Here is a 24,486-nt window from a genome sequence, read left to right as displayed (position 1 = left end):
TCAACGAACATGAGCCAGCCCTCTGTGCGCAATGCCGTGATCATCGGTGGCAACCGCATTCCCTTCGCCCGTTCCAATACCGCCTACGTCAATGCGTCCAACCAGGACATGTTCACTGCAGCACTCGAGGGCCTGGTCGCCCGCTTCGGCCTGCAGGGACAGCGCATCGGCGCCGTCGCCGGCGGCGCGGTGCTCAAGCATTCCAAGAACTTCAACCTGATCCGCGAATCGGTGCTCGGCTCCTCGCTGGATCACGCCACCCCGGCCTATGACGTGCAGATGGCTTGCGCCACCGGCATGGAAGCCATCGGCTCGCTGGCCAACAAGATCAAGCTGGGCCAGCTCGATTCCGCCATCGGCGGCGGCGTGGACACCACCTCCGACGCGCCGATCGCCGTCTCGGATGCGCTGCGCGGCATCCTGATGGAGCTTTCCCGCGCCCGCAGCACCAAGGCCAAGCTCGCCGCGCTGGCCAAGCTGCGCCCAGGCCATCTGGCCCCCGCAGCCCCCGGCACCGGCGAACCGCGCACCGGCCTGTCCATGGGCGACCACCAGGCAATCACCACCAAGAAGTGGGGCATCACCCGCGAGGCCCAGGATGAACTGGCCCTGGCCAGCCACCAGAACTTGGCGGCCGCCTACGACCGCGGCTTCTTCAATGACCTGGTCACCCCGTTCAACGGCCTGTCCAAGGACAACAACCTGCGCGCCGATTCCACCATGGAAAAGCTGGGCAAGCTCAAGCCCGCCTTCGGCAGGAACCTGGGCGATGCGGCGACCATGACCGCCGGAAACTCCACCCCGCTGACCGACGGCGCCTCGGCCGTGCTGCTGGGCAGCGAAGAGTACGCGCAAGCCAACGACCTGCCGATGCTGGCCAATTTCGTGGACTTCGAAGCGGCAGCAGTGGACTTCGTGCACGGTGCCGAGGGCCTGCTGATGGCTCCGGCCTACGCCACCGCCCGGATGCTGGAGCGCAACAACCTCACCTTGCAGGACTTCGATTTCTACGAGATCCACGAGGCCTTCGCAGGCACCGTGCTCTCGACGCTCAAGGCGTGGGAGGACGAGGAATTCTGCCGCGAGAAGCTGGGGCTGGATGCCCCGCTGGGCGCCATCGACCGGTCGAAGCTGAACGTGAACGGCTCCTCGCTGGCCGCAGGGCACCCCTTCGCCGCCACCGGCGGGCGCATCATCGCCAGTACCGCGAAAATGCTGCATGAAAAGGGCTCGGGTCGCGCGCTGATTTCGGTCTGCGCCGCAGGTGGCCAGGGCGTCGTCGCAATTCTGGAGGCTCGCAGCTAATGGCGGACAAGTACATGGAACTGGTTAATTCCGGGATCACCAAGAAGCTGGCCACCCTGCTGGGCTTGCCGCGTCCTCCGCGCTTGCGCCGCTACAGCCCCGATGCGCCACTGCTGCCCGGCCCGGTGCTGGTGCTCGGTGCCTCGTCCAAGGCCCAGGACCTGAGCGACACCCTGGTCGCCTGGGGGCTGGATGTGCGCCGGCACGACGCCGGCGATGCCAAGCTCGGCGGCCTGGTGCTGCTGCTCGATGAACTCGAGCACCCCACCGAGCTGTCGCCGCTGATGCTGGCGGCCGGCCAGGCGTTGCGCAAGCTGCTGCCAGGTGGCCGCGTGGTGGCCTTCTCCCGTCCCGCCAGCGATGACGATGCGCCGGAGCTTTCCGCCGTGTGCCAGGGCATCGACGGCATCGTGCGCTCGATGGGCCGCGAAATGCGCGGTGGAGCCACCGCCAACGGCATCGTGCTTGCCCAAGGCACCAGCGTTGCCAGCCCTAGTGCGCTGGCCGCGCTGCGCTTCTTCTTCTCCGGGCGCAGCGCCTACGTGGACGGCCAGTTCCTTTCTGTGCGCACCAATGATGGCGTGCTGCCTGCCGACTTCGCCAAGCCGCTGGCCGGCAAGGTCGCGGTGGTGACCGGTGCCGCTCGCGGCATCGGCGCGGCCATCGCCAAGACGCTGTCCCGCGACGGCGCGCAGGTGGTTGTGGTGGATATGCCTGCTGCCGGCGAATCGCTAGCCAAGGTCGCCAACTCCATCGGCGCCACCGCCTTGCAGCTGGATGTCACCGCCCAGGATGCCGCCCAGCAGATCATGGACCATGCGATCGGCCGCCATGGCTCGCTGGATCTGGTGATCCACAATGCCGGTATCACCCGGGACAAGCTGCTGGCCAATATGGATGCCGGCCGCTGGGACTCGGTGATTGCCGTGAACATCGCTTCGCAGCTGCGCATGAATGAGGCCTTCCTGGCAGCCAAGCTGCCCGGTTTGCGCATCGTTTCGCTGGCTTCCACCTCCGGCATTGCCGGGAACCGCGGCCAGACCAACTATGCAGCCTCCAAGGGCGGGGTGATCGGCATGGTGCACGCCAGCGCCAAGCTGTTTGCAGAAAATGGCGGCTCCATCGCCGCTGTGGCTCCGGGGTTCATCGAGACCGAGATGACCGCGAAGATCCCGCTGGGTACCCGCACCGTTGCCCGCATGGTTCTGCCTTCGCTGATGCAAGGCGGTCTGCCGGTAGACGTTGCCGAGGCGATTAGCTTCCTCGGGTCCGATGCCGCAGCCGGGTTGAACGGCCAGGTGCTGCGGGTCTGCGGCCAATCGCTGGTAGGTGCCTAGATGGGTGCGCAGATCGTCACCTCGATTCCCTCGATGGCCTCGGTCTATGCCAAGGCCGTGAAGACCCTGAAGCGGAAGCCGAAGAACCCGGTGCTGCCAGAAACCGTCCTGGTCTTCCAGGGTGCCAAGGCCGATCCGGTGAAACTCGCCGAGTTCCGCCAGGCCGTAGGCGCGCCGATGAACGGCGTGCTGCCCAGCCTCTACTTGCACTCGCTGGCTTTCCCGCTGGCTATGTCCTTGATGGTGCAAGATGATTTCCCCTTGCCGCTGCTGGGCATGATCCACCTGTCCAACCAGGTCGATGTGGTTGCGCCGCTGGCTGAGGATGAGGCTTTTGACATCGAGGTGCACAGCGAGAACCTATCGGCCCATCCCCATGGGGCGACCTCCGACTTGGTGATGCGCCTCGTCGTGGACGGGCAGGACCGGGTGCTGCTGCGCAGCACGTTCTTGGCCAAAGGCGTGCGGCTCGAGGGTCGTACACCGGAGAAGAGCGCGCATCCGGCCTTTGCTGCACCGCAGCGTACCGCGAGCTGGAAACTGGATCAGGGAACGGGACGTCGTTGGGCCGCAGTAGCCGGCGACTACAACCCGATTCACCTGTCCGCGCTCAGCGCCAAGGCGTTGGGCATGCCAGCGGCTATTGCCCACGGCATCTACCTGGCAGCCCGGGCATTGGCGGGGATCGAACCAGCCAACGGAACGTACCACTGGAGCATCGAGTTCAAGTCCCCGGTAGTGCTTCCGGCATCGGTTGACCTGGCCTTCCAGCCGCAAGCCGATGGGTACAAGGTCCACGCGTGGAATGCACGCAAGTCCAAGCCCCACTTCGAGCTGGATCTGGTGCGCAGCTAGGCTCCACCGCTAGTGCCTTGGCCTTCAATGGAATTGCCTTGAAGGCCAAGGCACTATTGCGTTCAACGTACTTGGCGCTCGGACTGGGCGACACGGTAGCTGGCCAGGGTGGCCACGGCCGCGCGTTCCCAGGTGAAGAGGGCCGAATGTTCCAGCGCCCCATGTCCGGCAGCGGTAATCTGTTCAGGATCCCGGGCCAGTTCAAGCAGCTTGGCGGCCCAAAGCTGGGCATCAGGCTCGGTCATGAGCCAACCGGATTCGCCGTCATTGACGGCGTAGGCCAACCCTCCCACCGCATTGGCCAACACCGGCGTGCCACAGGCCTGCGCTTCGGCGGCCACCAATCCGAAAGTCTCGGAGAGCGAGGGCACCGCGACGACATCGGCATTGGCGAAGACGAGCGCCAGCTTCTCGGGGGAGAGCGGATCGAAGAACCGGACGACGTCCTCCAAGCCGTGGTGTTGGACTTGCGCTGGCAGGTCGTAGTCCGTTGCCCCGGACAGCGCACCGAACAGCGATGCGGTAATGCGCAGGGCTGGATCCTCGCGACGCGCGATGCCCATGGCTTCGAGCAGAAGATGGGCTCCCTTCAGCGGTTGCATGCGCCCGGCGTAGACCAGGTGCAAGTCATCGTCTCCCAGAGGCCGGCGCAGCTTGTCCTGATCCGGGTGGAAGATGCGGTGGTTGACGCCCGGCAGGACGATGTCGAGCTTGTTCGAGTCCACGGCGTAGAAGCGCTGCAGCTGTTTCGCCTCGACGGGCGTGTTCGCGATGATGCGCGCGCAGTCGGCGAGCAGCTGCTTCTCTGCTTCCTTTCGCTTCCCAGGCTCGGGGAGACCTGATTCGTGTTCCTTGGCCGCGGCCGAGGTGTGCATCGAGACCAGCAAGGGAGCGGACCAGCGCTGCGCCAGTTGCAGCCCCACCATTCCGGAGAGCCAATAGTGCCCGTGGACGACATCGAACTTCATGCCGTGCAAGTGCGTTGCGATTTCCTCCGCGGCCTCGTCGATGATCGCCGGGAGCTGTTCCTTGGCAAGGTTCCGATGGGCAGCGATCTGCACCTGATGCATCCACACGCCCTCGCTGACCTGGAGCGACTCGGATTCGTTGGCGGTGCGCGTGAGCATGTGGACTTCGTGGCCCAGGGCGCCCAGCGCATAGGAAAGGTTCTGGATGTACACGTTCATGCCACCTGCATCGCCGGAGCCCGGCTGCTGCATCGGTGAGGTATGCAGGGAAAGCATGGCTATGCGCATGTTCAGTACTCCAGTAGTGCTGTGCTAGTGACGGAATTTTTCGTTCAAAACTCCGCCTCTGATGCTATCAAGAAGCCAGGTCCAGCATGTTCGCGTTCGCCGACGTCCAGTGATCGACCATCTCCGCTCCGCCGTGGCCATCGGTCTCGCAGATAACCAGTGAGGAAGCTGGCCAGAGCTGGTGAAGTTTCCATGCCGTCATTGACGGTCCGGAAACATCGGCTCGTCCGTGGATCAAAACGGCCGGCAGGTGCCGGATCCCAGCCATATTCTCGATGATCGGCGGCTGGCAGAAACCATCATGGGCCCAGAAATGAGTGGTCAGCCGTGCCATCGAATGCCGGAAGCGGCGGTCATGCCAGCGCGGATCGCGGATTACCTGCTCCGATCCGAGGGAAATGTGGGTATCCTCCCATAGCGCCCATTCGCGGGACGCCGCATCGCGAAGTTCCAGATCGGTGGAGCCGAGCAGTTGCGCGTAGGCCTCGACCAGTCGCAGTTCACCCGCCGCGTAGGCCGGAATGTGGCTGCTGGCGAATCGCGAGAAGCGGTCCCATGCTTCCGGGAAGAGCGCTCCAACAGTTTCGGTGATCCATTGGACTTCTTCACGGCTCGTTGTCGTGACGGCGAAAAGCACCATGCCGACGACGCGTTCGGGATGGGCCTGTGCGTAGGCGAGAGCCAAGGTCGAGCCCCAGGACACGCCATTGATAATCCATTTCTCGATACCCAGCCCGACACGCAGCGTTTCGATATCGGCTATCAGCCGCTGGGTAGTGAATTCTCCGATGTCCGTATCCGCAGCGGCTGCCGAGGGGAGAGAACGTCCGCAACCGCGCTGTTCAAAACCAATGAGGCGAGTACGGGACAGATCCCAGCGGTTCCGGTAGCCGCTCGCGCCGAGTGTTCCTCCTGGTCCACCGTGCAGGTGCAGTGCCGGGATTCCCCCGGGACTGCCGAACTCTTCCCAGTACAGCTGGTGGCCGTCATCAGTTGGCATGAGCCCCTGCTGGGCGGGGACGTTGCCCGGGGAAGAATCAGTCATATAAGCACTTTACGACAGCGCACGTGCAAGCGCGGCGGAGGCATGCGCCGCATCCTCAATCGAGGGCGGGGAGTCGTTCGGATTAAATAAAGAAATCCCCGGTTGACCGAAGTCAACCGGGGATTCTACCTGTGCGCGAAAGGGGACTTGAACCCCTACCCTCTTGCGAGGACTAGCACCTCAAGCTAGCGCGTCTACCTATTCCGCCACCCGCGCAGGTTGTCTGTTGTTCGCGTTGTTATCGCTGGCAACGAAGTAAAACTTTACCACCCCCAGCAGGGGATTTCCAATCGGGAAACTCCTCGCAACTGGAGGGTGAAAACCCCGGAATTCCGCGGGAAAACCGGGATTGAGTAGAGGTTTAAGGCAAAAAATCAGAAAATCAGTGTCGAGCGTCACAGGAATATGATGCGATTTGCCTAGTGAAACGCGGGTTTAGCGGCTCTACTGCGAAGATGGGCCGAGCCTGGCGGACAGCGTTGCCGCATCGAGAACTTCGTTGAAGATCGCGCCACCGGGTTCCAAGCCGCGGCCCGCGGCCAAGTTGGGCAGGAGGACCGGAGAGAAACCCAGGGCGACGGTAAGTTCCGAAACCGTCTGGGCATCCTGCTTGTTATCCGAGGCGACGCCCAAGGCGCGTTGCGCGGATTGCTTGGTTGCCTGATCCGCGTCCATGTCCCAATGGCTGATGTGATTGAGGGCTTTGACCACGCGAGAGCTCTTGAAATGGGTTGCAATGCCTTCGGAGCTGGACAAGCCAGCGTCAAGTGATGTTTCCAGCCAGTCGGGAAGCGGCTCGTCTTCCCAGCGATTGGTCGCATCCACCAGCAAGATGCCAGCCAGGGATGGGACATCAATGTCGTCGAGTTCCTCTTGGGGCACCATGAGCACCACCAAATCGGCATCCTCGGCAATGTCTTCGGCCAGTACGGCGGTGGCATGCGATGCGTACTGTGCCAGGTGGTACTTCATCATCCGTGGCGGCCTGGAACCTGCGATGCGTACGTCGATTCTGGCCGATGCTGCTGCGCGGGCGAGGGCTGTACCGGCTCGTCCCGCTCCGAGGATTCCAATCCGCTTGATGCTCATAACCTCCAGCCTAAACGCGAAAGCCATGGTGGCATGCAATTCATTGCATGCCACCATGGCTTCTGGACCTAGTGAAAGGCCATCAGCTCCAGAGCGGAGCCAGGGACTTGTACAGCTGCTGTACACCCAAGATGATGAACAGTACTGCGGTAATCGCCAACGCGGTGTTGGTATGCCAGCGGTTGGCCCATTCCTTGGGGATGCGCTTGCCATTGAGCAGGCCCAGGAGGGTGACCGCCAGGAATGGCATGAACAGCGCACCGAGGACGCCATAGGCCAGGATCAGGGCAATTGGCTTGTCCAGCAAGAAGAGCACCATTGGCGGGAAGGTCAGCCACAGCACATAGAACTTGAAGTACTTGCCACCGGTCAGCGTATCCGGGTGGTTTGCCGGCTTCTTGCGCATATGGCCCCAGAAGTCGGCGAACATCAGCGAAACGCCATTCCATACGCCGATGATCGACGAGAAGGACGCGGCCCAGAAGCCAATGAGGAAGCCGTTGCCTACGACATCGCCGTATTCGGCTTTCAGCACGTCGCCCAGTTCCAGCAGGCCCTTGTCGCCACCGGAGATGGTCACGCCGGCGGCGCGAACAACTTCCGCGCCAACGATCAGCATGGCCAACACGAAGATGCCGGTCATGACGTAAGCCATGGAGTTGTCGATGCGCATGACCCGCATCCACTTAGGGGTGTACCAGCCTTTCTCGCGCAGCCAGTAGCCGTAAGCGGCCAAGGTGATGGTACCGCCGACGCCGCCAGCCAACGCCAGGGTGTAGACCACGCCGCCTTCCGGGATCATCGGGATCAGGCCCTTGAGCATTTCCGGAATATTTGGCACAGCGATGAAAGCCAAGCCCACCACGGTCACGAACATGATGCCCACCAGTACAGCGGTGATCTTCTCGAAGAAGCTGTACTTTCCGAACCAGACCATCACGAAGCCCAGCAGGCCCATGAGCACTGCCCAGATCTTCAGATCCACTGCCGGCATCAAGGCGGCCAGCGGCAATGCAGCGGAACTCATCGCCGTAGCGCCGTAAACGAAGCCCCAGATGATGATGTAGGGACCGAAGTACCAGGTGGTCCACTTGCCCAGGGTCTTCCAGCCCTCGAAAATGGTTTTGCCAGTTGCCAGGGTGTAGCGGCCGGCGCCTTCAACCAGAACAATCTTCAGGATCACGCCGACAATCACTGCCCAGAGCAGCGCATAGCCGTACTGGCTGCCTGCTACTAGTGTGGCAACCATGTCAGCTGCGCCAACGCCGGTCGCCGCAACGACCAGTCCCGGGCCAATGACTTTCCAGCGCGGCGGGCCGCCACCGTCTAGGTCGGCGCGTTGCGCCTGGATGTTCTCGCTCATTTGATTTTCCTTTTGACACAGTGCGATGCCGCCGCAGAGTCGCATCGGCAGTGACGCGGACCACGGGGGTGTGAGATCGTATTCAATCTTGGTAGTGATCTTTCTTACTGGCAAACTCTCAGTCAAGTACTAACACTTTCTTAGGAATGCAGTGACGTGGAGAACACTGCGTGTTCCGAATTGCTAGAATTGATCAGTTACCCATGGGCGCCGAGCCCGGATCTGAACGTCGAGGATGATGCCGTGCAGCTGTTGATCGCCGAAGACGACCACGCCGTCGCCCGCGCCCTGATCGATGCCGTGAGCGCCGCAGGCCATCAGGCCGAGCATGTCAGCCGCGGTGCTGACGCGCTATTGAAGCACCACAATGCACAGATGATCCTGCTGGATCTGGGCCTGCCGGATATGGATGGACTGGAAGTCCTGCGCAAACTGCGCCAAATCAGTGAAGTCCCCGTGGTCATCCTCTCGGCGCGCAATGACGAGCGGAGCGTTGTCCGGGGACTGCGCCAGGGCGCCGACGATTTCCTGGTCAAGCCCATCGGGCTGGCGGTCCTTCTGGCCCGCATCGATGCGGTGGCCCGCCGCGCCAAGGTCCAATCCAATGACAATGGCGGTGTGCTCATCGCCGGCGGACTGCGTGTGGACACCGGGAAGCACGAAGCAATTCTGAATGGACGGCACCTCCAACTGACCGCCAAGGAATTCGAGCTGCTGGCATTGCTGGCCCAGCATGACGGAGCGGTGGTAACCCGGGAGCAGATTCTTGATCGCTTGTGGGGCGACGCGTTCGTGGCGGTGTCGCGCTCCTTGGATGTGCACCTCACCGGTTTGCGCTCCAAGCTTGCTGCGCCCGGGATGATCGTGAACGTTCGCGGAGTCGGCTACCGGCTAGAGACGCCAAGCCCGTGAGGCTGCGCGTACTGGGGATCCTGGGCACGCTGCTGCTTGCAATCGTCGCCATCGTCAGCGCGATGCTGTTGCAGAGCGTCAGCCGTGATGCCACCGCTGAAGTCCAGTTGAACCGGTTATCGGCATTGAACCGCTTTGTCCAGCTTGCCGCCCATGCTGATCTGGCAAATGACATGTCGCTGCTCCAGCTGGAGATGGACACCTATAGCGACCTCTATGGCGAAGGGCTGCTGATCAATCTGGGCCAGCGGCAACTGGTCTCGGGCAGTATCGATCCTGCGGATCCCGAGGTCGCTGGCACCGTGCGCAATTCAGAGCTGAATCTGGGACTGGTCCAGATCCCGCCGATCGATCCTCTCTCGGATGCCACCGCCTTCCTCTCGCAGCCGTTCGGCAATTCTGCTCAAGTGCTCGGCTCTGTCACGATGCAAGTGAACTTGGAAACTGCACGCGCCAAGGTGCTGGAAAAGTCCAGCCTGCTGTGGCTTGTTGTCATTTCCATTGGCGCTGGACTCCTGCTCTTGGCCGACCGCCTGACCTTCTGGGTGCTCCGTCCGGTGCACCGGCTCAATGATGCCGTCAATGACATTGCGCGGCATCAGGCACCAGTTCTCCTCGAAGAGCAAGGCCCACCGGAACTGCGCCGACTATCGCGGTCGCTGGGCAGCATGGCCCGAACTATGGCCGAGAGCCTGAAGCAGCAGCAGGAGCTCATTGCTGAAACATCCCATCAGCTTCGGAACCCCGTTGCCGCCTTGCGGTTGCGCGTGGATCTTTTGAAGATGCGCATGGGCGACCAAGCGGATCCCGTCGGAGTGCACGCGGTGGAAAACGAACTGCATCGGGTGGAAACCCTGCTGGACGGCGTCATGCGCTTGGCCAGCGCCGAGCATCGGCTAGCCGAGCAAAATGCGGGGGAGTCCTTGCCCGAGACAGCCGTGCACGGCCAACAAGTCGACGTCGGGCAGATGCTCGCCGAGGAAGTCGAACGCCAATCCGAGGTTGCCCGGCAACGGAGAAACCAGCTGGTGCTCGATGGCAGCGCCACCTCGGGGCAGACCGCCATGGTGTGGTGCAACGGATTCGATTTGCAGCAGATGCTCGCGGAACTACTGGAAAACGCCTTCAAGTACGCCCCTGGCAGCAAGATCGTCCTGGGCCTGCGGCTCAACCCGGGAACTGCCAGCATCCAAATACAGGATCACGGAGCCGGCATGAACGCTGCTGAACTCGCGAATGCAGGCGAGCGGTTCTGGCGTGCAGAACGTGTGCGGCACAGTCCGGGAACAGGTTTGGGACTGGCTATCGTGGATCGCTTGGCGCGCGCGAATGCCGGTGAGCTCACGCTTGAATCGGCTCCGGGCGAAGGGCTCAAAGCAACGATCAGCCTGCCCCTGCATGGCAGCAAGCCCGAGGTGCCCGATGAATCCTGAGCCCATGCCGTCCCGGCGGAACTTGCTTCGATATCTCCTGGCAGCCCCAGTCGCCGCCGGACTGCCAGCACTGAATTCCTGCAGCTCGTTGCCCACTGCGCATCGATTGGATATCGCCTCCGGTGAAGACGGGGGCATGTACTTCCAATTTGCCTCCTTGCTCTCCAACGCCTTGGTGGACCACGGCGTCGCCGAGCATTCAGCAGCCCTCAATACCCAGGCCAGCGCCCAGAATCTGGCGATGCTCGCAGAAAACAAGGCCGGGCTGGCTCTTGCCCTGGCCGATACGGTGGACCAGTACCGGAAGGACAGCGCTCCACAAGCGCAGCCGCTGGCCCTGGGCCGCGTGTACCAGAACTATTTCCATTGCATCATCCGCACAGCAGCCGGGATTAGCTCGCTGCAGGATCTGGCAGGACGCACCATCGGCACCGGTGCGCCAGGGTCAGGTACGTGGGTGACCGGCCAGCGCATATTGCGGGCAGCGAAGCTGAAGAATCGCGGGATCGCGCCCAAGGAGCTGCAGTACGGGTACGCGGCAGGGCTGGAGGCGCTGGGCAAGGGAAGCATTGACGCGCTATTCCTTTTCGGCGGCCTGCCTGTTGCTTCGCTGAGCCGGCTCGCTTCAACCATGGACTTGGGCCTGCTCGATGTATCAGCGGTGCTGCCGCAGCTGCGCGAGCGGTACCCGGATCTCTACGACGGGGTAGTCATCCCGGAGGGAACCTACCGCGGAATCAAGGCCGTGGAGACGATCGGGGTTGGCAACCTGTTGATGGCGCGCGCGGACATGCCCGAGGAGCTGGCCGGAGCCGTCGTCAAGCTCCTGGTCGCCCACGCTGATCGGCTGGTGCCAGAATCCAGCGCCGGCATCCAGTTCTTGACCCCCGAAACCTTGGTCAGCACCGGAGGCCAGCCCCTGCACCCGGGCGCGAGGAAGGCCTACCAGGAACTTCACGGCTAGAAATTGCGCACGTGCGCACACGACGGTGAGGGCTTTGCCCACTAGTGTGTATTGCAAAGCACTGCTACGAGAGGATCATTGGCGATGTCCACTGCTGGCGACATTCCACTCATGGAAAATGAAGCCGTAGAGATCTGCAGGAAACTGATTCAGATCGACACGACGAACTATGGAGGCAACAAGGGCGCGGGGGAGCTTGACGCCGCCCGCTATGTCGCTGGGCTGCTCGAGGACGTCGGCCTGGAAGCCACGATCTATGAATCCGCTCCCGGGCGGGCCAACGTGGTCACCCGCATCCCGGGGGCCGATCCGTCATTGCCGGCCCTGGTCGTGCACGGCCACCTGGATGTCGTGCCGGCCATCGCCGAAGACTGGAGCGTGGATCCTTTCGGGGCCCAGATCATCGATGGGATGATCTGGGGACGCGGAGCGGTGGACATGAAGAACATGGACGCGATGATTATCGCCGCCATCCGCCACCTGCAACGCGAGAACATCACCCCGCGGCGCGATCTGGTCATCGCCTTCTTCGCCGATGAGGAAGCTGGCGGGGACTATGGTTCCGGCTGGATGGTGCAGAACCATCCCGAACTCTTCGCCGGGGCGGCCGAGGCCATTAGCGAAGTCGGCGGGTTCTCGGTCGAAATCAACGGCCGCCGGGCCTACATGCTGCAGACTGCGGAAAAGGGCATCGCCTGGCTGAAGCTGGAATCCAAGGGCATGGCCGGCCACGGCTCGCAGCTCAACACCGATAATGCGGTCACCCATCTGGCAGGAGCCGTCCATCGCATCGGTGAGCATCAATGGCCGCTGTCCTACACCAAAACCACTCGCGCATTGCTTGAGCAGGTGGCCGAGCTGTCCGGACTGGACTTCGATGAAGCCGATCCGGCCCCGCTGCTCTCGGCCATGGGCAATGTCTCGCGCTTCGTCGGGGCTACCTTGCAGAACACCGCGAATCCCTCCGCCCTGGAGGCAGGCTACAAGCACAACGTCATTCCCGGGCAGGCCCAAGCGCTGATCGACTGCCGCACCCTGCCCGAGCAGCACGAAGCCACCTTGGAGACCCTGCGTGAACTGGCCGGGGAACACGTTGAGCTGTCCATGGTGCATGAGCAGGAATCCCTGGAGGTGCCCTTCGCCGGTGCGCTGGTGGATTCCATGATCGCGTCGTTGCTGGCTGAAGACCCGGATGCCGTGGTTCTGCCCTATATGCTTTCTGGCGGAACCGATAACAAATGGCTGGCCAAACTGGGGATCACCGGCTACGGATTCGCGCCGCTGCAACTTCCTGCCGAGCTGGATTTCACCGGAATGTTCCATGGCGTCGACGAACGCGTGCCGGTGGACTCCATCAAGTTCGGCGTGCGGGTGCTGCAAAACCTCTTGCAGGAATACTAGAACCAGCGTTGGCCCAGCCAGCACAACAGAATCCAGGAGCAGAATCCTTGACCATCGAATCCATACTGAGCGACGAGCTGCTTGAGCGTTTCCGGGACCGGGCCGCCGGCTATGACGAGTCGAACTCGTTCGCCATCGAAGACTTCAACGAACTGGTGGAACTGGGCTACCTCAAGGCGCTGGTGCCGGCAGAGCGCGGGGGACTGGGGTGGAACTTCGAGACCCTGGCCCTGGCCCAGCGCCGCCTGGCCACCGCGGCACCCGGCACGGCCCTGGCGATCAACATGCACCAGGTATGGGCGGGCGTCGCGTATTTGCTGCAGGCCCGCGGGGACCGGCGCCTGGATATGGTGGCCGATTGGATTGCCGAGGGCGAAGTGATGGCGTTCGGGATTTCGGAGCCCGGCAACGACGCGGTGCTCTTCGACTCGAAGACCAGGGCGAGAACTGCTGCCGATGGCTCGGTGGAGTTCAATGGCGTGAAGATCTTCACCTCGCTGGCGCCGGCGTTCACCCGATTGGGGGTGTTCGGCAAGGATGAGGAATCCGGGGAACTGGTTCACGGCTTCGTCGCCAGGGGCGAGGGCGTGCATTCCATGAACGACTGGAACACCCTGGGCATGCGGGCCAGCCAGTCGCACACCACGAAGCTGGAAAATGCGGTGGCCCCGCGCGAATGGGTGCATAGCCGGCTGCCGGCCGGTCCTAACCAGGACCCGCTGGTCTTCGGCATCTTCGCATCCTTCCTGACCCTGACCGCAAGCGTCTACGTGGGCATCGCAGATCGTGCGGTGACCCTGGCCCAGGAGGCCCTGGGCCAGCGGGTGCACCAGGACGGGACCCGGTATGCGCAGGATGTGCGTGCCCGCGGGCTCTTGGCCGAAGCGGCGATGCGCCTGCTGGCCCTGGATGCCCTGCAACGCTCGGTGGCCGGTGACCTGGAGGCCAAGGCGGATCACCAGAGCGCGTGGTTCCCCAAGCTGGTGACGCTGCGCACCTTGGCCGGGGGCACTGCACGGGAGAACATCCAGGTTGCCGGACAGCTGCTGGGCGGTGGCGGATATTTCCGGGGATCGGAGTTCGAACGGCTCTACCGCGACGTGCAGGCCAGCTGGTACCACCCGTCCAATGCCGCCTCGGCAGCCAATACGGTGGCCTCGTGGCTGGTAGGCCCGCTCGACAGCTGAGGCAAGGACCCGCGATTGCCGTGAGGGCCAATCGCGGGCACGGAGCCATGTGCCCAGTTGCCGGTTCAGGGAGCCAGGGTGCTGCGAATGCGCATCACCCGGCGGCGCAGCCAGTATTTTTGGGCGCCGCCTTCATAGCGGCAGGTGCGCATGAGCTCCCATTTGCCGTTATCGGCGTGCTCCCGCAGGGCGGCGCGGGCGACATGCTTTGGTTCGCCCGGGAAAGAAGTTATGACCAGGTATTCAAAGCGCTGGTCATCGGGATGATGCAGCGGTGGCTTAATTCTTTCTTCGAGCATCCTGCCCCCTATCTAAAGAACGCCGTGCGTTGTAGCCTCATGCTATGAGTACTGAACCGAGTTTTGCACTGCAAGCATTTATTGCACGCCTGGAGCAGCACCTGGCAATTGTGTCGCAGAGCCGCGGTGCTGGCGAGGCATCCGTCGACGCGGCTTTTGGCGCGCTGGCCGATGCCTTCGAAGACTATGAAGACGCCCTCTACGATCAGTATTCCGAGTTATTGCCCTTCACCATACCCTCGGATGATGCGTGAGTACGACCACGGAGTGAATTTTTCCTATTCCGTGTTTCTGAGTCCAGATAGTCGCAATCGGTGAAGTAATGTCGAGGGGTGAATTGGTTTGAAGCAGCTTTCCTAGGATTGATCCAGGGCCTGACCGAGTTCCTCCCGATCTCGTCCTCAGCCCACTTGCGTATCGTTGGCGAACTCCTGCCCAACGCCCAAGACCCCGGAGCGGCATTTACCGCCATTACCCAGCTGGGTACCGAAACCGCAGTGATCGTCTTCTTCTGGCGTGACATCGTGCGGATCATCGGCGCCTGGTGCAAGGCGCTGGCCGGCAAGATCCCGCATTCGGATCCGGATGCCAAGATGGGCTGGCTGATCATTATCGGCTCCCTGCCGATCGCGATCCTGGGCCTGTTGCTGGAAGACTACATCGATACGAACTTCCGTTCGCTGTGGATTGTTGCGACCACACTGGTGGTCTTCGGCCTGATCCTGGCCATCGCCGACCACTACGGCAAGCAGCAGCGCACCTTGGACAAGCTGACCGTCAAGCACGGCATCTTCTACGGTTTCGCCCAGGCCATGGCCTTGATTCCGGGCGTCTCGCGTTCGGGCGGCACCATCACCGCGGGTTTGCTCATGGGGTACACCCGTGAAGCCGCAGCCCGCTACTCGTTCCTGCTGGCGATCCCGGCGGTGTTCGCCTCGGGCCTGTACAAGCTGGTCAAGTCCTTCGACGAACCAGGTGTCTACACCCTGGCGCAGACCGGTGTCGCTACCGTCGTGGCCTTCGTCGTCGGCTTCCTGATTGTGGGCTGGTTCCTGAAGTTCGTTTCCACCCACTCCTACCGCTTCTTCGTCTGGTACCGCATCCTGCTGGGCCTGGCGCTGTTCGTCGCTCTGGGATTGGGCTGGATGGCCGCCTGATCCAGGTTTTCCAAGATGTCCGTGGACTGCTTCACGGGCATCTTGCAGTTAACGGGAATAAACCTCGCCTTGCTTCACTTGGAGTTAAAGGAAGAAATACGTCGCATCTGCGAAAGGATGTCCATAAGTGCACGCGTGGAATAACCCTGAGGTACCTCAGGTGGCTGGTTCAGCACCAACACTGGAACTTTTCAATACCGCCACCGGAGCCCGACAGGCCACTGCGCCAGCGGATGAAGCTATTGCGCCGGCCAGCATGTACGTTTGCGGTATCACCCCCTATGACGCCACCCATATGGGCCACGCCGCCACATATGTCACCTTCGACCTGGTGCAGCGCACCTGGCGCGATGCCGGTCGATCCGTGGCCTACACCCAGAACATCACCGACGTGGACGACCCGCTGCTCGAGCGCGCCGCAGCAACCAACGTCGATTGGCGCGAACTGGCCGAGTCGCAGATCCAGCTCTTCCGCGACGACATGGAAGCCCTGAACGTCATTCCGCCGCAGAACTACATCGGCGCGGTGGAATCCATCCACTGGCTGGTCCCGGTCGTCGAGCAGCTGCTCGATGCGGATCTGGCCTACCGTGTGCCGGCTGGTGCCGATGGGGTGGAAGGCGACGTGTACTTCGACACCCTGGCCGCCCAGAACGATGCCTGGAAACTGGGCGCCGTTTCGAACTACGACCGCGAGACCATGCTCGGCTTCTTCGCCGAACGCGGCGGGGATCCGGATCGTGCCGGCAAGCGCGATGCGCTGGACCCGCTGCTGTGGCGTGCCGCCCGCGAGGGCGAGCCGTCATGGGATGGCGGCAAGCTCGGTTCCGGCCGCCCGGGCTGGCACATCGAATGCTCGGTGATTGCCCGCAAGACCCTGCCGGCCCCCTTCACTGTCCAGGGTGGCGGCTCGGACCTGATCTTCCCGCACCACGAATTCTCCGCGGCCCACGCAGCTGCTGGCGATAACGCGGAACTCGCGCAGACCTACGTGCACACCGGCATGGTGGGCCTGGACGGCGAAAAGATGAGCAAGTCCCTGGGCAACCTGGTGCTGGTTTCCAAACTGCGCGAAGCCGGCGTCGAGCCGGTAGCGATCCGCGCCGTACTGCTCTCCCAGCACTACCGCAGCGACTGGTTCTGGACCGAGCAATTGCTGGCCGCAGCCCAGCAGCGGGTGGCTGCCTGGCGCCAGGCCTTGGCCACCACCAGCAACGAGGACGCAGCCAAGGTAGTGGAAAGCATCCGCAAGCACATGGCCGATGACATCGATGCGCCCTCCGCGCTGGAGGCACTCGACCGGTGGGCGGCGCAGCCGGCCGGCTCGAATGGCGACGGCGCCGAAGCGTTGCGCCACGGCATCGACGCGCTGCTGGGGCTCAAGCTCTAGGCAGCACCGCGCCAAGCATCCCGGGGTCCGGCTTCAGATATCGAAGTCGGACCCCGGGCCGTCTTTGCGGTACTTTCCCCGGCGGCGCAGATAGCGCTCGAATTCCCGGGCAATGGACTCGCCGCTGGCCTCGGGAAGCTCGCTGGTGTCCGTTGCCTGCTCCAGCTGTTCAACGTACTTGGCCACATCCGGATCCGCTGCCGCGAGCTCATCGACCCCGTGCTTCCAGGCCAGCGCATCCTCGCGCAGTTTCTGGTCCGGCACGGAGACCGGGATGACTTCCTCCAGCAGCTCGATGATGGCCAGTTGCACCCGCGGGCTGGGGGACTGCGCAACATAGTGGGAGAGCTGAGCCCACAGCGACAGGCTCGGGATCCCGTACCGTTCGAACTCCACGCCGAGCACCGAGGGGATTCCGGTGGGCCCCTCGTAGGTGGAGGCGCTGATCCTCAGGTGCTCCTGGAACCGCGGATCGTCGCTGGCCAGCGAGGTCGGCACCGGCCGGGTATGCGGCACATCAGCCAGCAAGGCGCCCAGGGTGAGCACGGCATGGGCATTGTGGGATTGGGCCACCTTGATGATCCGCGAGCAGAAGGTCTGCCATTTGAACGTCGGCTCGACACCCAGCACCACCAGCAGGTCGGCGGCCGCCTGGGGCAAATGGATCTTGAAGATCTCGGTGCACGGCCAGTCCACTACGCGCCCGGTCCCGGTGCGCCGGGTCTTGGGCCGGGTGAACTGGTAGTCGTAGAAATCGTCCTCGCCCACGGTGGCCACATGCTCATGGGCGTTGGACTCGAGCAGCAGGCGGACGGCGTCCGTGGCCGCCGAACCGGCGTCGTTCCACCCCTCGAAGGCAGCCAAGACGATGGTGGGGCGAATCTCATGCTGGGTCTTGGCAATATAGCTATTCAGCGTCGGGGCGTGGTATTCCTCGTTCATTGAAGACTCCTTGGCAGCACTCGATGCTCTCGGCGTGGCTCGCCGAAGCGGCTTAGCCCCACTCTTCCATCTAGAATGGACTCATGCCAAGCACCAGTTTTGACTTTGCCGCCGGAACCGAGCCCGCAACCCCGCAAGCTGTCCTGTGGGATATGGACGGTACGCTGATCGACACCGAACCCTATTGGCTGGCTGCCGAAGCTGAGCTGGTGGCTTCCCATGGCGGCTCATGGAGCCATGAACAAGGCCTGGCCCTGGTCGGCAACGCCTTGCCAGATGGCGCCCGGGCCCTGCAGCAGGCCGGGGTCAAGCTGGAGATCCGCGAGATCATCGACTGGCTCTCTGCCCGGGTGGTTGCCGGCATCCGCCGCGAGATCCCCTGGCGGCCAGGAGCCCGCGAATTGCTCGCGGCGTGCAAGCAGGCTGGCATCCCGCAGGCCCTGGTGACCATGTCCGAGCGCAGCATCGTCGATGAACTGATGATCAGCATCCCCGAAGGCACCTTCCAGGCCAGCGTTACCGGTGAAGAGGTCGCCAACGGCAAGCCGCACCCGGAACCTTATCTGGCTGGACTGCAGCTGCTGGGACAGTGCACCGGGAAAGAACTGGAAGCAGCCAGGTGCATTGGTTTCGAGGATTCCGTGCCGGGCATCGCCTCGGCGTCCGCGGCCGGGCTGCATGCGGTGCTGGTCCCCAACGCCACCGACCCGGGAGAAGGCAATTGGCGCCGGATCGACAGCTTGGCATCCGTGGATGTACATGAAATGACTCGATGGTTGGTGCAGGTTAGCGCGTGAGCGACACTCAGGAAAAGTCCCCTGGAATCAAGCTGGGGCGTATCGGGGGCGTCCCGGTCTACCTCTCCAGCTCGTGGTTCATCATCACCGCGGTCATCACCTTCAGCGTTGGCATCCAGCTTTCGCGCGGCGGAATCATCCCGCCGCTGAACGCCTACCTGATGGGCCTGGCCTGCGCGGTGGCTATTGCCGTGGCCGTGCTGATCCATGAGGTCGCGCACGCGATGACCGCGCGCGCCTTCAAGTGGCCCGATGCGCACATCGTGTTGACGCTGATGGGCGGGCACACCCAGTTCGGTTCCTTCAAGGCCAAGCCCGGCGCCTCGCTCTGGGTGGCACTCTCCGGACCGCTGTCGAACTTCCTGCTGGCCGGAATCGGCTGGCTGGTGATCGAGAACGCGGCCATGGGCGTGTACCCGAACCTGCTGCTGGACTTCTTCGTCTATGCCAACCTGCTGCTCGGCGCCTTCAACGCGCTGCCCGGGCTTCCGCTCGATGGCGGGCGGCTGGTCGAATCGATCGTCTGGAAGGCCACCGGATCCCAGTTCAAGGGCACCATCGCCTCGAGCTGGGTGGGCCGGGCAATCGCCGTGGGCCTGGTCTTCTACTTCGTGATCTATCCTCTGGTACGCGGCGAGCAGCCCCAGATCATCACGGTGGTGGTCGGCATCATGGTGGCGATGTTCATGTGGCAAGCCACCACGCAGCTGATTGCGCACTCCAAGATGATGCTGAACCTGCCCACCGTGATCGCCACCGACTTGATGCGCCCGGCTTCGGCCATGGTTTCGCACGCAACCGTAGCCGACGTGCTCTCCCGCCAGAACGCTCGCGGGGGAGAGATCATCCTAGTCGACCCGAAAGGGATGCCGGTCGGGGTCATCGATGCGCAGGCACTGTCCCGGGTGGGCCCGAACCAGGCGGCCCAGGTTCCGGCCTTGGCCGTGTCCCGTGCCCTGGGCCAGGGCGCGATCGTGGCCGAGGATTCCGATGGCCGCGCACTGATCGACTACCTGGCCAGCGTGGACAGCGCCGAATACGCGGTGATCAGCGCCACCGGGCAGGTGGTGGGCCTGCTGCACCAGCGGCAGATCGTCAACGCCGTCACCGGACGCCGCAAGTAAACTCTATACAGACTGAAAAGCACCAAGAAAAGGATCACATCAGTGAGCGAAGCTAAGAGCCAGGCGCCGCACGGCGCGGCAGCCCGTCGCGGCCTCTTCCGTGTCGGCGACCGCGTGCAGCTGACCGACGAGAAACGCCGGATCAACACCATCACCCTGCAGCACGGTGGAGAGTTCCACACGCACAAGGGCGTGCTGCCGCACGAGGCCATCATCGGCCTGCCCGAAGGCTCGGTCATCGAGAATATCGACGGCTTCCGCTACCAGGCCCTGCGCCCGCTGGCCAAGGATTTCGTGCTCTCCATGCCGCGCGGCGCCACCGTGGTCTACCCGAAGGATGCCGCGCAGATCGTGCAGTTCGGCGACATCTTCCCGGGCGCACGCGTCGTCGAAGCCGGCGTCGGTTCCGGCGCGCTGTCCATCTCGCTGCTGCGCGCGGTCGGCGATGAGGGCTTCCTGCACTCCTTCGAGCGACGCGAGGAATTCGCCGATATCGCCCGCGGCAACATCTCCACCGTCTTCGGTGGCGAGCACCCCTCGTGGCAGATCTCCATCGGCGACTTCCAGGACAGGGTCGTCGAGCTGGAAGCACCGGGCAGCATCGACCGCGTGGTCCTGGACATGCTCAGCCCCTGGGAATGCCTGGATGCGGTAGCTACCGTGCTGGCGCCGGGCGGCGTGTGGACCAACTACGTGTCCTCGGTGACCCAGATGTCCCGCGTGGTCGAGGCAATCCGTGCTTCGGGCCAGTTCACCGAGCCAGAGTGCTTCGAAACCCTGGTGCGCGGCTGGCACGTCGACGGCCTGGCTGTCCGCCCGGATCACCGGATGGTGGCGCACACCGCATTCCTGATCACCTGCCGCCGTCTGGCCGATTCCGCCGATGGCATCCCGAAGGCCAAGCGCATCAAGGAGCACTCGTACTCCGATGAGGACCTGAGCGCATGGACGCGCGATCACGCCGAGGGCGAGTGGACCGCTGAAGCACTGGGCGAGCGCGGCTTGTCTGATAAGAAGCTGCGCCGGGCCGCCCGCGATGCCAACCAGTCCGTGCGCGTGCGTGCCGCTGAAGAAGGCGCCGAAGGCGCTGGCGGCGAAGCCTGAGCTGCAACCATATATTGAGACATTGCGTCTCATTATGTGACATTGGGCCCCGAGTGTTCTGCACTCGGGGCCTTCAGTTCCTAGGATGGAAGCAAGACGGTGCGCCAAGCACCGGAAAAAACCTCATCAGGGCGCACGAACCGCCCCGGTGACGTTGGATGTTGGAGGTTGGAACGTGAACGATAATCGCGAGGCAGAACAATTGGCCGAGCGGCTGCAGATGACCGAACGCCAGGTCAACGTGCTGCGCGACAAGAATCGCAACCTCGACAAGCAACTCGCCGGGATCAGCGGCAATAACAAGCGCCTGGTGGCCCTGCTGGAAACCACCCGCGAGCAGATCATCAACCTGAAGTCGGCGCTGGAAAAGGACGGGGACACTCCCTTCAGCCACGGCACCATCGTGGCCAAGCACCCGCGCAAGCACCCCGAACCCGGGCTCGGCATCGAATCCACCGGCGCCCAGTCCGCAGATGTCATCTACTCCGGGCGCAAGATGCGCGTGGCCGTCAGCCCGCTGATGGATTTCGACAAGCTGGTCATCGGCCAGCAGGTGCTGCTCAATGAAGCACTGGTGATCGTCGCGGCCCTGGGATTCGAGGAGACCGGTGAACTGGTCACGGTCAAGGAACTGCTGGAAAATCACCACGCCGTAGTCATGGCCCGTGCCGATGACCAGCGCGTCGTTGAACTCGCTGGCCCGCTGCGCGAGATGCACCTGCGCGTGGGCGACCAGCTGGCCATCGATTCGCGTTCGGGCATGGCGGTATCCCGCGTCCAGCTCACCGACATGCAGTCCCTGGTGCTCGAGGAAGTCCCGGACATTGCCTACTCGGACATTGGCGGGCTGAACTCGCAGATCGAAGCCATCAAGGACTCGGTGGAGCTGCCCTTCACCCACCCTGAGCTGTACCGCGAACACGGGTTGAGCGCGCCAAAGGGGATCCTGCTCTACGGTCCTCCGGGCTGCGGCAAGACCCTGATCGCCAAGGCGGTGGCGCACTCCCTGGCCCAGCGCGTCGTCGAGCGCAAGGAAGGGGCCAGCAACCGCAGCTACTTCCTGAACATCAAGGGTCCGGAGCTGCTGGACAAGTACGTGGGCGAAACCGAGCGGCACATCCGCCTGATCTTCGCCCGCGCCCGGGAGAAGGCGCTGCATGGAGATCCGGTGGTGGTGTTCTTCGACGAGATGGAAGCGCTGTTCCGTACCCGCGGCACCGGTGTCTCCTCGGATGTGGAAACCACCATCGTGCCGCAGCTGCTGGCCGAAATTGACGGCGTCGAGCGCCTGGATAACGTGATTGTCATCGGCGCGTCCAACCGCGAGGACATGATCGACCCGGCGATCCTGCGTCCGGGACGCCTGGATGTCAAGATCAAGATCCGCCGTCCCGATGCCGAGGGCGCCACAGAAATCTTCAGCAAGTACCTGACGACCGAACTGCCGCTGCACGCCGATGAGCTCGATGCCGATGCCGGGGATGCCGGCGCCACCATAGCGCGCATGATCCGCGGAGCCGTCCAGGCAATGTACTCCACCGAGCGGATCAACGAATTCCTCGAAGTCACCTATGTTACCGGTGCCACCGAAGTGCTCTACTTCAAGGACTTCGCCTCGGGCGCGGTCATCCACAACATCGTGGACCGCGCCAAGAAGCATGCCATCAAGGCGCTGATTACGCAGAACGAACGCGGACTGAAAATGGAGTACCTGCTGCGTGCGGTGCGCGAAGAGTTCGCCGAGCACGAAGACATGCCCAACACCACCAACCCCGATGATTGGGCCCGAATTTCCGGCCGCAAGGGCGAGCGGATCAGCAACATCCGTTCCCTGGTCCAGCAGCAGGCCGGCAAATGAGCGCACGTCGGCTGGTCGGCCTGGAAACCGAATACGGAATTATCCGCCCGAACATGCCCAAGGCCAACGCCACGGTGCTTTCGGCGCAGATCGTTGACGCCTACGCGCAATTGGTCGCCGAGCAGGATTCGGCGGCCAAGGCAGCACGCTGGGACTACAGCGACGAATCCCCGCTGCAAGATGCGCGCGGATTCGCCATGGACCGGGCCCAAGCGCATCCGAGCCAGCTGACCGACCTGGAGCCGGGGCTGGACGACGAGGGCATCTGGACCGCCGAATCCATTGCGCTGGATGGCAACGACGCGCATCTGGGTTCAACGCTCTACCAGGAGAAGGAATCCACGGATGTCGTGATGAACATGGTCCTGGGCAACGGCGCACGCCTGTACGTCGACCACGCCCACCCGGAATACTCCAGCCCCGAATCGATGACCCCGCGTGATGCGGTGCTCTGGGACCAAGCCGGCGATGAAGTGATGCGCCGCGCCGCGGCCGCCGCCCAGCGCATGGGCAGCGGGGAACTGCTGCTGTACAAGAACAACACCGATAACAAGTCGGTCTCCTACGGCTCGCATGAGAACTACCTGATGCCGCGCGGCATCGAGTTCTCTTCGATTGTCCGCGGGCTCACCCCGTTCTTTGCCAGCAGGCAGATCTTCTGCGGTGCCGGCCGGGTGGGCCAGGGCATGCTCAACGAGCGCGCCGCCTTCCAGGTCTCCCAGCGTGCCGACTTCTTCGAGGCGGAAGTGGGCCTGGAAACCACGATCAACCGCCCGATCATCAACACCCGCGATGAACCGCACGCGAACTGGGACAAGTACCGCCGCCTGCACGTGATCATCGGGGATGCGAACCTCGGGCAGATCTCCACCCTGCTGCGCGTGGGCACCACCAACTTGGTACTCTCGCTGATCGAAGCGGGGATGGCCCCGCAGCTGGAACTGGTCGAGCCGGTCCTGGCCTTGCAGCAAATCAGCCACGACCCCACCCTGAAGGCCAAGGTGCGGTTGCGCGGCGGGGTCCAGCTCACCGCCATTGAAATCCAGCGCCATTACCTGCATGCGGCAGAAAACTACTGTGCGGCACGCGGCATTGATGATCCGGACACCACCGAGATCCTCAGCCGTTGGGCGCAGATCCTGGAGTTGCTCGAGCGCGACCCGATGGACGCGGCAGACCAGATTGACTGGATCGCCAAATACCAGCTGGTCAACGGCTTCGCCCAGCGCCACCAGCTTGAGCTGTCCGATCCACGCGTGGCGATGCTGGACCTGCAATGGGCTGATTTGCGGACCGACAAGGGCTTGTACTACCGCATGGCCGAACGCGGGGCCATCCAGAGGATCTTCAGCCAGCAGGAGATCAACCAAGCCGTGGCCAGCCCGCCGGAAGATACCCGGGCCTACCTGCGCGGCATGACCCTGCAGCGCTATGCGCCCTACGTGGTCGCAGCGAACTGGGATGCGTTGTCCTTCGCCGTCCCCGGGGCGCGCAAGATCAGCCGCTTCCACATGCCCGAACCGCTGGGCGGAACCCGTGCGCAGGTTGGCGAGCTGTTCGACACGCAGCTGGAGATTGCGGAATTTATCGACGAATTGGCCAGGCGTCGCTAATCGGCGCAGAATAGGTATGAGTCTCGGCGCGTAATTCCGGGATTCACGACGACTT

22 protein-coding genes and 1 tRNA gene are annotated in these 24,486 nt (G+C 63.2%); 16 read left to right on the top strand and 7 right to left on the bottom strand.

What is annotated here, in order from left to right; all coding sequences use genetic code 11:
- Positions 1-9: 9 nt before the first annotated feature.
- From ACIOJF_RS05345 to ACIOJF_RS05335, 3 genes are read left to right on the top strand one after another with little or no spacing between them, the layout of a single operon-like run.
- Positions 10-1,305 carry an acetyl-CoA C-acetyltransferase gene (locus tag ACIOJF_RS05345; RefSeq protein WP_402741315.1) on the top strand — a complete coding sequence of 432 codons (1,296 nt, stop codon included), beginning with the start codon at positions 10-12 and terminating at the stop codon, positions 1,303-1,305.
- A complete protein-coding gene (locus ACIOJF_RS05340; RefSeq protein WP_105661262.1) occupies positions 1,305-2,642 on the top strand; it encodes a 3-oxoacyl-ACP reductase in 1,338 nt (445 codons plus the stop codon). Before ACIOJF_RS05345 ends, ACIOJF_RS05340 begins: the two co-directional genes overlap by 1 nt.
- Complete coding sequence (locus ACIOJF_RS05335) at positions 2,643-3,497, top strand: MaoC/PaaZ C-terminal domain-containing protein (RefSeq protein WP_105661263.1); 855 nt, start codon at positions 2,643-2,645, stop codon at positions 3,495-3,497. It begins immediately after the preceding gene.
- 62 nt (positions 3,498-3,559) lie between these two features.
- On the opposite strand, the gene ACIOJF_RS05330 is transcribed toward ACIOJF_RS05335, so the two are convergent.
- The 5 genes from ACIOJF_RS05330 to ACIOJF_RS05310 all read right to left on the bottom strand — a co-directional run bounded on the left by ACIOJF_RS05330 (position 3,560) and on the right by ACIOJF_RS05310 (position 8,250).
- On the bottom strand, positions 3,560-4,753 hold the full coding sequence (locus ACIOJF_RS05330; protein WP_105661264.1) for a glycosyltransferase: 1,194 nt from the start codon (positions 4,751-4,753) through the stop codon (positions 3,560-3,562).
- 67 nt (positions 4,754-4,820) lie between these two features.
- The gene (locus ACIOJF_RS05325; protein WP_105661265.1) at positions 4,821-5,798 is read right to left on the bottom strand and encodes an alpha/beta fold hydrolase; all 978 of its coding nucleotides are present in this window, start codon (positions 5,796-5,798) and stop codon (positions 4,821-4,823) included.
- Between the two features lie 132 nt (positions 5,799-5,930).
- Positions 5,931-6,014 (bottom strand) — tRNA-Leu (locus ACIOJF_RS05320).
- Positions 6,015-6,242: 228 nt separating this feature from the next.
- Positions 6,243-6,887, bottom strand: coding sequence for an NADPH-dependent F420 reductase (locus ACIOJF_RS05315; protein WP_105661562.1), 645 nt, complete (start codon positions 6,885-6,887; stop codon positions 6,243-6,245).
- Between the two features lie 82 nt (positions 6,888-6,969).
- Positions 6,970-8,250 carry an Nramp family divalent metal transporter gene (locus tag ACIOJF_RS05310; RefSeq protein ID WP_105661266.1) on the bottom strand — a complete coding sequence of 427 codons (1,281 nt, stop codon included), beginning with the start codon at positions 8,248-8,250 and terminating at the stop codon, positions 6,970-6,972.
- Between the two features lie 243 nt (positions 8,251-8,493).
- Between ACIOJF_RS05310 and ACIOJF_RS05305 the strand changes: the two genes are divergently transcribed.
- From ACIOJF_RS05305 to ACIOJF_RS05285, 5 genes are all read left to right on the top strand, one after another.
- Complete coding sequence (locus ACIOJF_RS05305; protein WP_105661563.1) at positions 8,494-9,162, top strand: response regulator transcription factor; 669 nt, start codon at positions 8,494-8,496, stop codon at positions 9,160-9,162.
- Positions 9,159-10,595 (top strand): ATP-binding protein, encoded by a 1,437-nt coding sequence (locus ACIOJF_RS05300; RefSeq protein WP_402741314.1) that lies wholly within the window; start codon positions 9,159-9,161, stop codon positions 10,593-10,595. Before ACIOJF_RS05305 ends, ACIOJF_RS05300 begins: the two co-directional genes overlap by 4 nt.
- A 4-nt stretch (positions 10,596-10,599) precedes the next feature.
- A complete protein-coding gene (locus ACIOJF_RS05295; protein ID WP_219844343.1) occupies positions 10,600-11,559 on the top strand; it encodes a TAXI family TRAP transporter solute-binding subunit in 960 nt (319 codons plus the stop codon).
- An 84-nt stretch (positions 11,560-11,643) separates the two neighbouring features.
- Complete coding sequence (locus tag ACIOJF_RS05290; RefSeq protein ID WP_181148864.1) at positions 11,644-12,960, top strand: M20/M25/M40 family metallo-hydrolase; 1,317 nt, start codon at positions 11,644-11,646, stop codon at positions 12,958-12,960.
- A gap of 47 nt (positions 12,961-13,007) precedes the next feature.
- Positions 13,008-14,147 carry an acyl-CoA dehydrogenase family protein gene (locus ACIOJF_RS05285; protein ID WP_105657868.1) on the top strand — a complete coding sequence of 380 codons (1,140 nt, stop codon included), beginning with the start codon at positions 13,008-13,010 and terminating at the stop codon, positions 14,145-14,147.
- 65 nt (positions 14,148-14,212) lie between these two features.
- On the opposite strand, the gene ACIOJF_RS05280 is transcribed toward ACIOJF_RS05285, so the two are convergent.
- On the bottom strand, positions 14,213-14,446 hold the full coding sequence (locus ACIOJF_RS05280; RefSeq protein WP_105657828.1) for a DUF5703 family protein: 234 nt from the start codon (positions 14,444-14,446) through the stop codon (positions 14,213-14,215).
- Positions 14,447-14,490: 44 nt separating this feature from the next.
- On the opposite strand from ACIOJF_RS05280, the gene ACIOJF_RS05275 reads away from it, so the two are divergent.
- The 3 genes from ACIOJF_RS05275 (at position 14,491) to mshC (ending at position 16,993) form a co-directional block, all read left to right on the top strand.
- Complete coding sequence (locus ACIOJF_RS05275; RefSeq protein WP_105657829.1) at positions 14,491-14,700, top strand: hypothetical protein; 210 nt, start codon at positions 14,491-14,493, stop codon at positions 14,698-14,700.
- A 78-nt stretch (positions 14,701-14,778) separates the two neighbouring features.
- Positions 14,779-15,603 carry an undecaprenyl-diphosphate phosphatase gene (locus tag ACIOJF_RS05270; protein WP_105657830.1) on the top strand — a complete coding sequence of 275 codons (825 nt, stop codon included), beginning with the start codon at positions 14,779-14,781 and terminating at the stop codon, positions 15,601-15,603.
- A gap of 127 nt (positions 15,604-15,730) precedes the next feature.
- Positions 15,731-16,993: a cysteine--1-D-myo-inosityl 2-amino-2-deoxy-alpha-D-glucopyranoside ligase gene (mshC, locus tag ACIOJF_RS05265; protein WP_402741313.1), complete on the top strand. Its 1,263-nt coding sequence runs from the start codon at positions 15,731-15,733 to the stop codon at positions 16,991-16,993.
- A gap of 33 nt (positions 16,994-17,026) precedes the next feature.
- Here mshC and ACIOJF_RS05260 read toward each other — a convergent pair whose 3' ends face one another.
- A complete protein-coding gene (locus ACIOJF_RS05260; protein ID WP_402741312.1) occupies positions 17,027-17,935 on the bottom strand; it encodes a PAC2 family protein in 909 nt (302 codons plus the stop codon).
- A gap of 83 nt (positions 17,936-18,018) precedes the next feature.
- Here ACIOJF_RS05260 and ACIOJF_RS05255 point away from each other — a divergent pair, with 83 nt between their 5' ends.
- The 5 genes from ACIOJF_RS05255 (at position 18,019) to dop (ending at position 24,431) form a co-directional block, all read left to right on the top strand.
- A complete protein-coding gene (locus tag ACIOJF_RS05255; RefSeq protein WP_332486260.1) occupies positions 18,019-18,732 on the top strand; it encodes an HAD family phosphatase in 714 nt (237 codons plus the stop codon).
- Positions 18,729-19,856 (top strand): site-2 protease family protein, encoded by a 1,128-nt coding sequence (locus tag ACIOJF_RS05250; RefSeq protein WP_105657834.1) that lies wholly within the window; start codon positions 18,729-18,731, stop codon positions 19,854-19,856. Before ACIOJF_RS05255 ends, ACIOJF_RS05250 begins: the two co-directional genes overlap by 4 nt.
- A 42-nt stretch (positions 19,857-19,898) precedes the next feature.
- On the top strand, positions 19,899-20,960 hold the full coding sequence (locus tag ACIOJF_RS05245) for a tRNA (adenine-N1)-methyltransferase (protein ID WP_402741311.1): 1,062 nt from the start codon (positions 19,899-19,901) through the stop codon (positions 20,958-20,960).
- Positions 20,961-21,180: 220 nt separating this feature from the next.
- A complete protein-coding gene (gene arc / locus ACIOJF_RS05240; protein ID WP_166650701.1) occupies positions 21,181-22,818 on the top strand; it encodes a proteasome ATPase in 1,638 nt (545 codons plus the stop codon).
- Positions 22,815-24,431, top strand: a complete 1,617-nt coding sequence (dop, locus tag ACIOJF_RS05235) for a depupylase/deamidase Dop (protein ID WP_105657837.1) — start codon at positions 22,815-22,817, stop codon at positions 24,429-24,431. The genes arc and dop overlap by 4 nt, the downstream gene beginning before the upstream one ends.
- Positions 24,432-24,486 lie beyond the last annotated feature (55 nt).

Origin of the sequence: Glutamicibacter sp. NPDC087831 (assembly GCF_044742845.1) — a bacterium.
In the GTDB taxonomy this organism is placed as follows: Bacteria; Actinomycetota; Actinomycetes; order Actinomycetales; family Micrococcaceae; genus Glutamicibacter.
Note: the sequence above shows the minus strand (reverse complement) of the source record. Positions and strands in the feature narration are given on the sequence as shown.

Excerpts from the sequence above, each read along its gene's own strand:
- ACIOJF_RS05345 (WP_402741315.1), top strand. The coding sequence starts at position 10 with ATGAGCCAGCCCTCTGTGCGCAATGCCGTGATCATCGGTGGCAACCGC.
- ACIOJF_RS05340 (WP_105661262.1), top strand. The coding sequence starts at position 1,305 with ATGGCGGACAAGTACATGGAACTGGTTAATTCCGGGATCACCAAGAAG.
- ACIOJF_RS05335 (WP_105661263.1), top strand. The coding sequence starts at position 2,643 with ATGGGTGCGCAGATCGTCACCTCGATTCCCTCGATGGCCTCGGTCTAT.
- ACIOJF_RS05330 (WP_105661264.1), bottom strand. The coding sequence starts at position 4,753 with ATGCGCATAGCCATGCTTTCCCTGCATACCTCACCGATGCAGCAGCCG.
- ACIOJF_RS05325 (WP_105661265.1), bottom strand. The coding sequence starts at position 5,798 with ATGACTGATTCTTCCCCGGGCAACGTCCCCGCCCAGCAGGGGCTCATG.
- ACIOJF_RS05315 (WP_105661562.1), bottom strand. The coding sequence starts at position 6,887 with ATGAGCATCAAGCGGATTGGAATCCTCGGAGCGGGACGAGCCGGTACA.
- ACIOJF_RS05310 (WP_105661266.1), bottom strand. The coding sequence starts at position 8,250 with ATGAGCGAGAACATCCAGGCGCAACGCGCCGACCTAGACGGTGGCGGC.
- ACIOJF_RS05295 (WP_219844343.1), top strand. The coding sequence starts at position 10,600 with ATGCCGTCCCGGCGGAACTTGCTTCGATATCTCCTGGCAGCCCCAGTC.
- ACIOJF_RS05290 (WP_181148864.1), top strand. The coding sequence starts at position 11,644 with ATGTCCACTGCTGGCGACATTCCACTCATGGAAAATGAAGCCGTAGAG.
- ACIOJF_RS05280 (WP_105657828.1), bottom strand. The coding sequence starts at position 14,446 with ATGCTCGAAGAAAGAATTAAGCCACCGCTGCATCATCCCGATGACCAG.
- ACIOJF_RS05275 (WP_105657829.1), top strand. The coding sequence starts at position 14,491 with ATGAGTACTGAACCGAGTTTTGCACTGCAAGCATTTATTGCACGCCTG.
- ACIOJF_RS05260 (WP_402741312.1), bottom strand. The coding sequence starts at position 17,935 with ATGAACGAGGAATACCACGCCCCGACGCTGAATAGCTATATTGCCAAG.
- ACIOJF_RS05255 (WP_332486260.1), top strand. The coding sequence starts at position 18,019 with ATGCCAAGCACCAGTTTTGACTTTGCCGCCGGAACCGAGCCCGCAACC.
- arc (WP_166650701.1), top strand. The coding sequence starts at position 21,181 with ATGACCGAACGCCAGGTCAACGTGCTGCGCGACAAGAATCGCAACCTC.
- dop (WP_105657837.1), top strand. The coding sequence starts at position 22,815 with ATGAGCGCACGTCGGCTGGTCGGCCTGGAAACCGAATACGGAATTATC.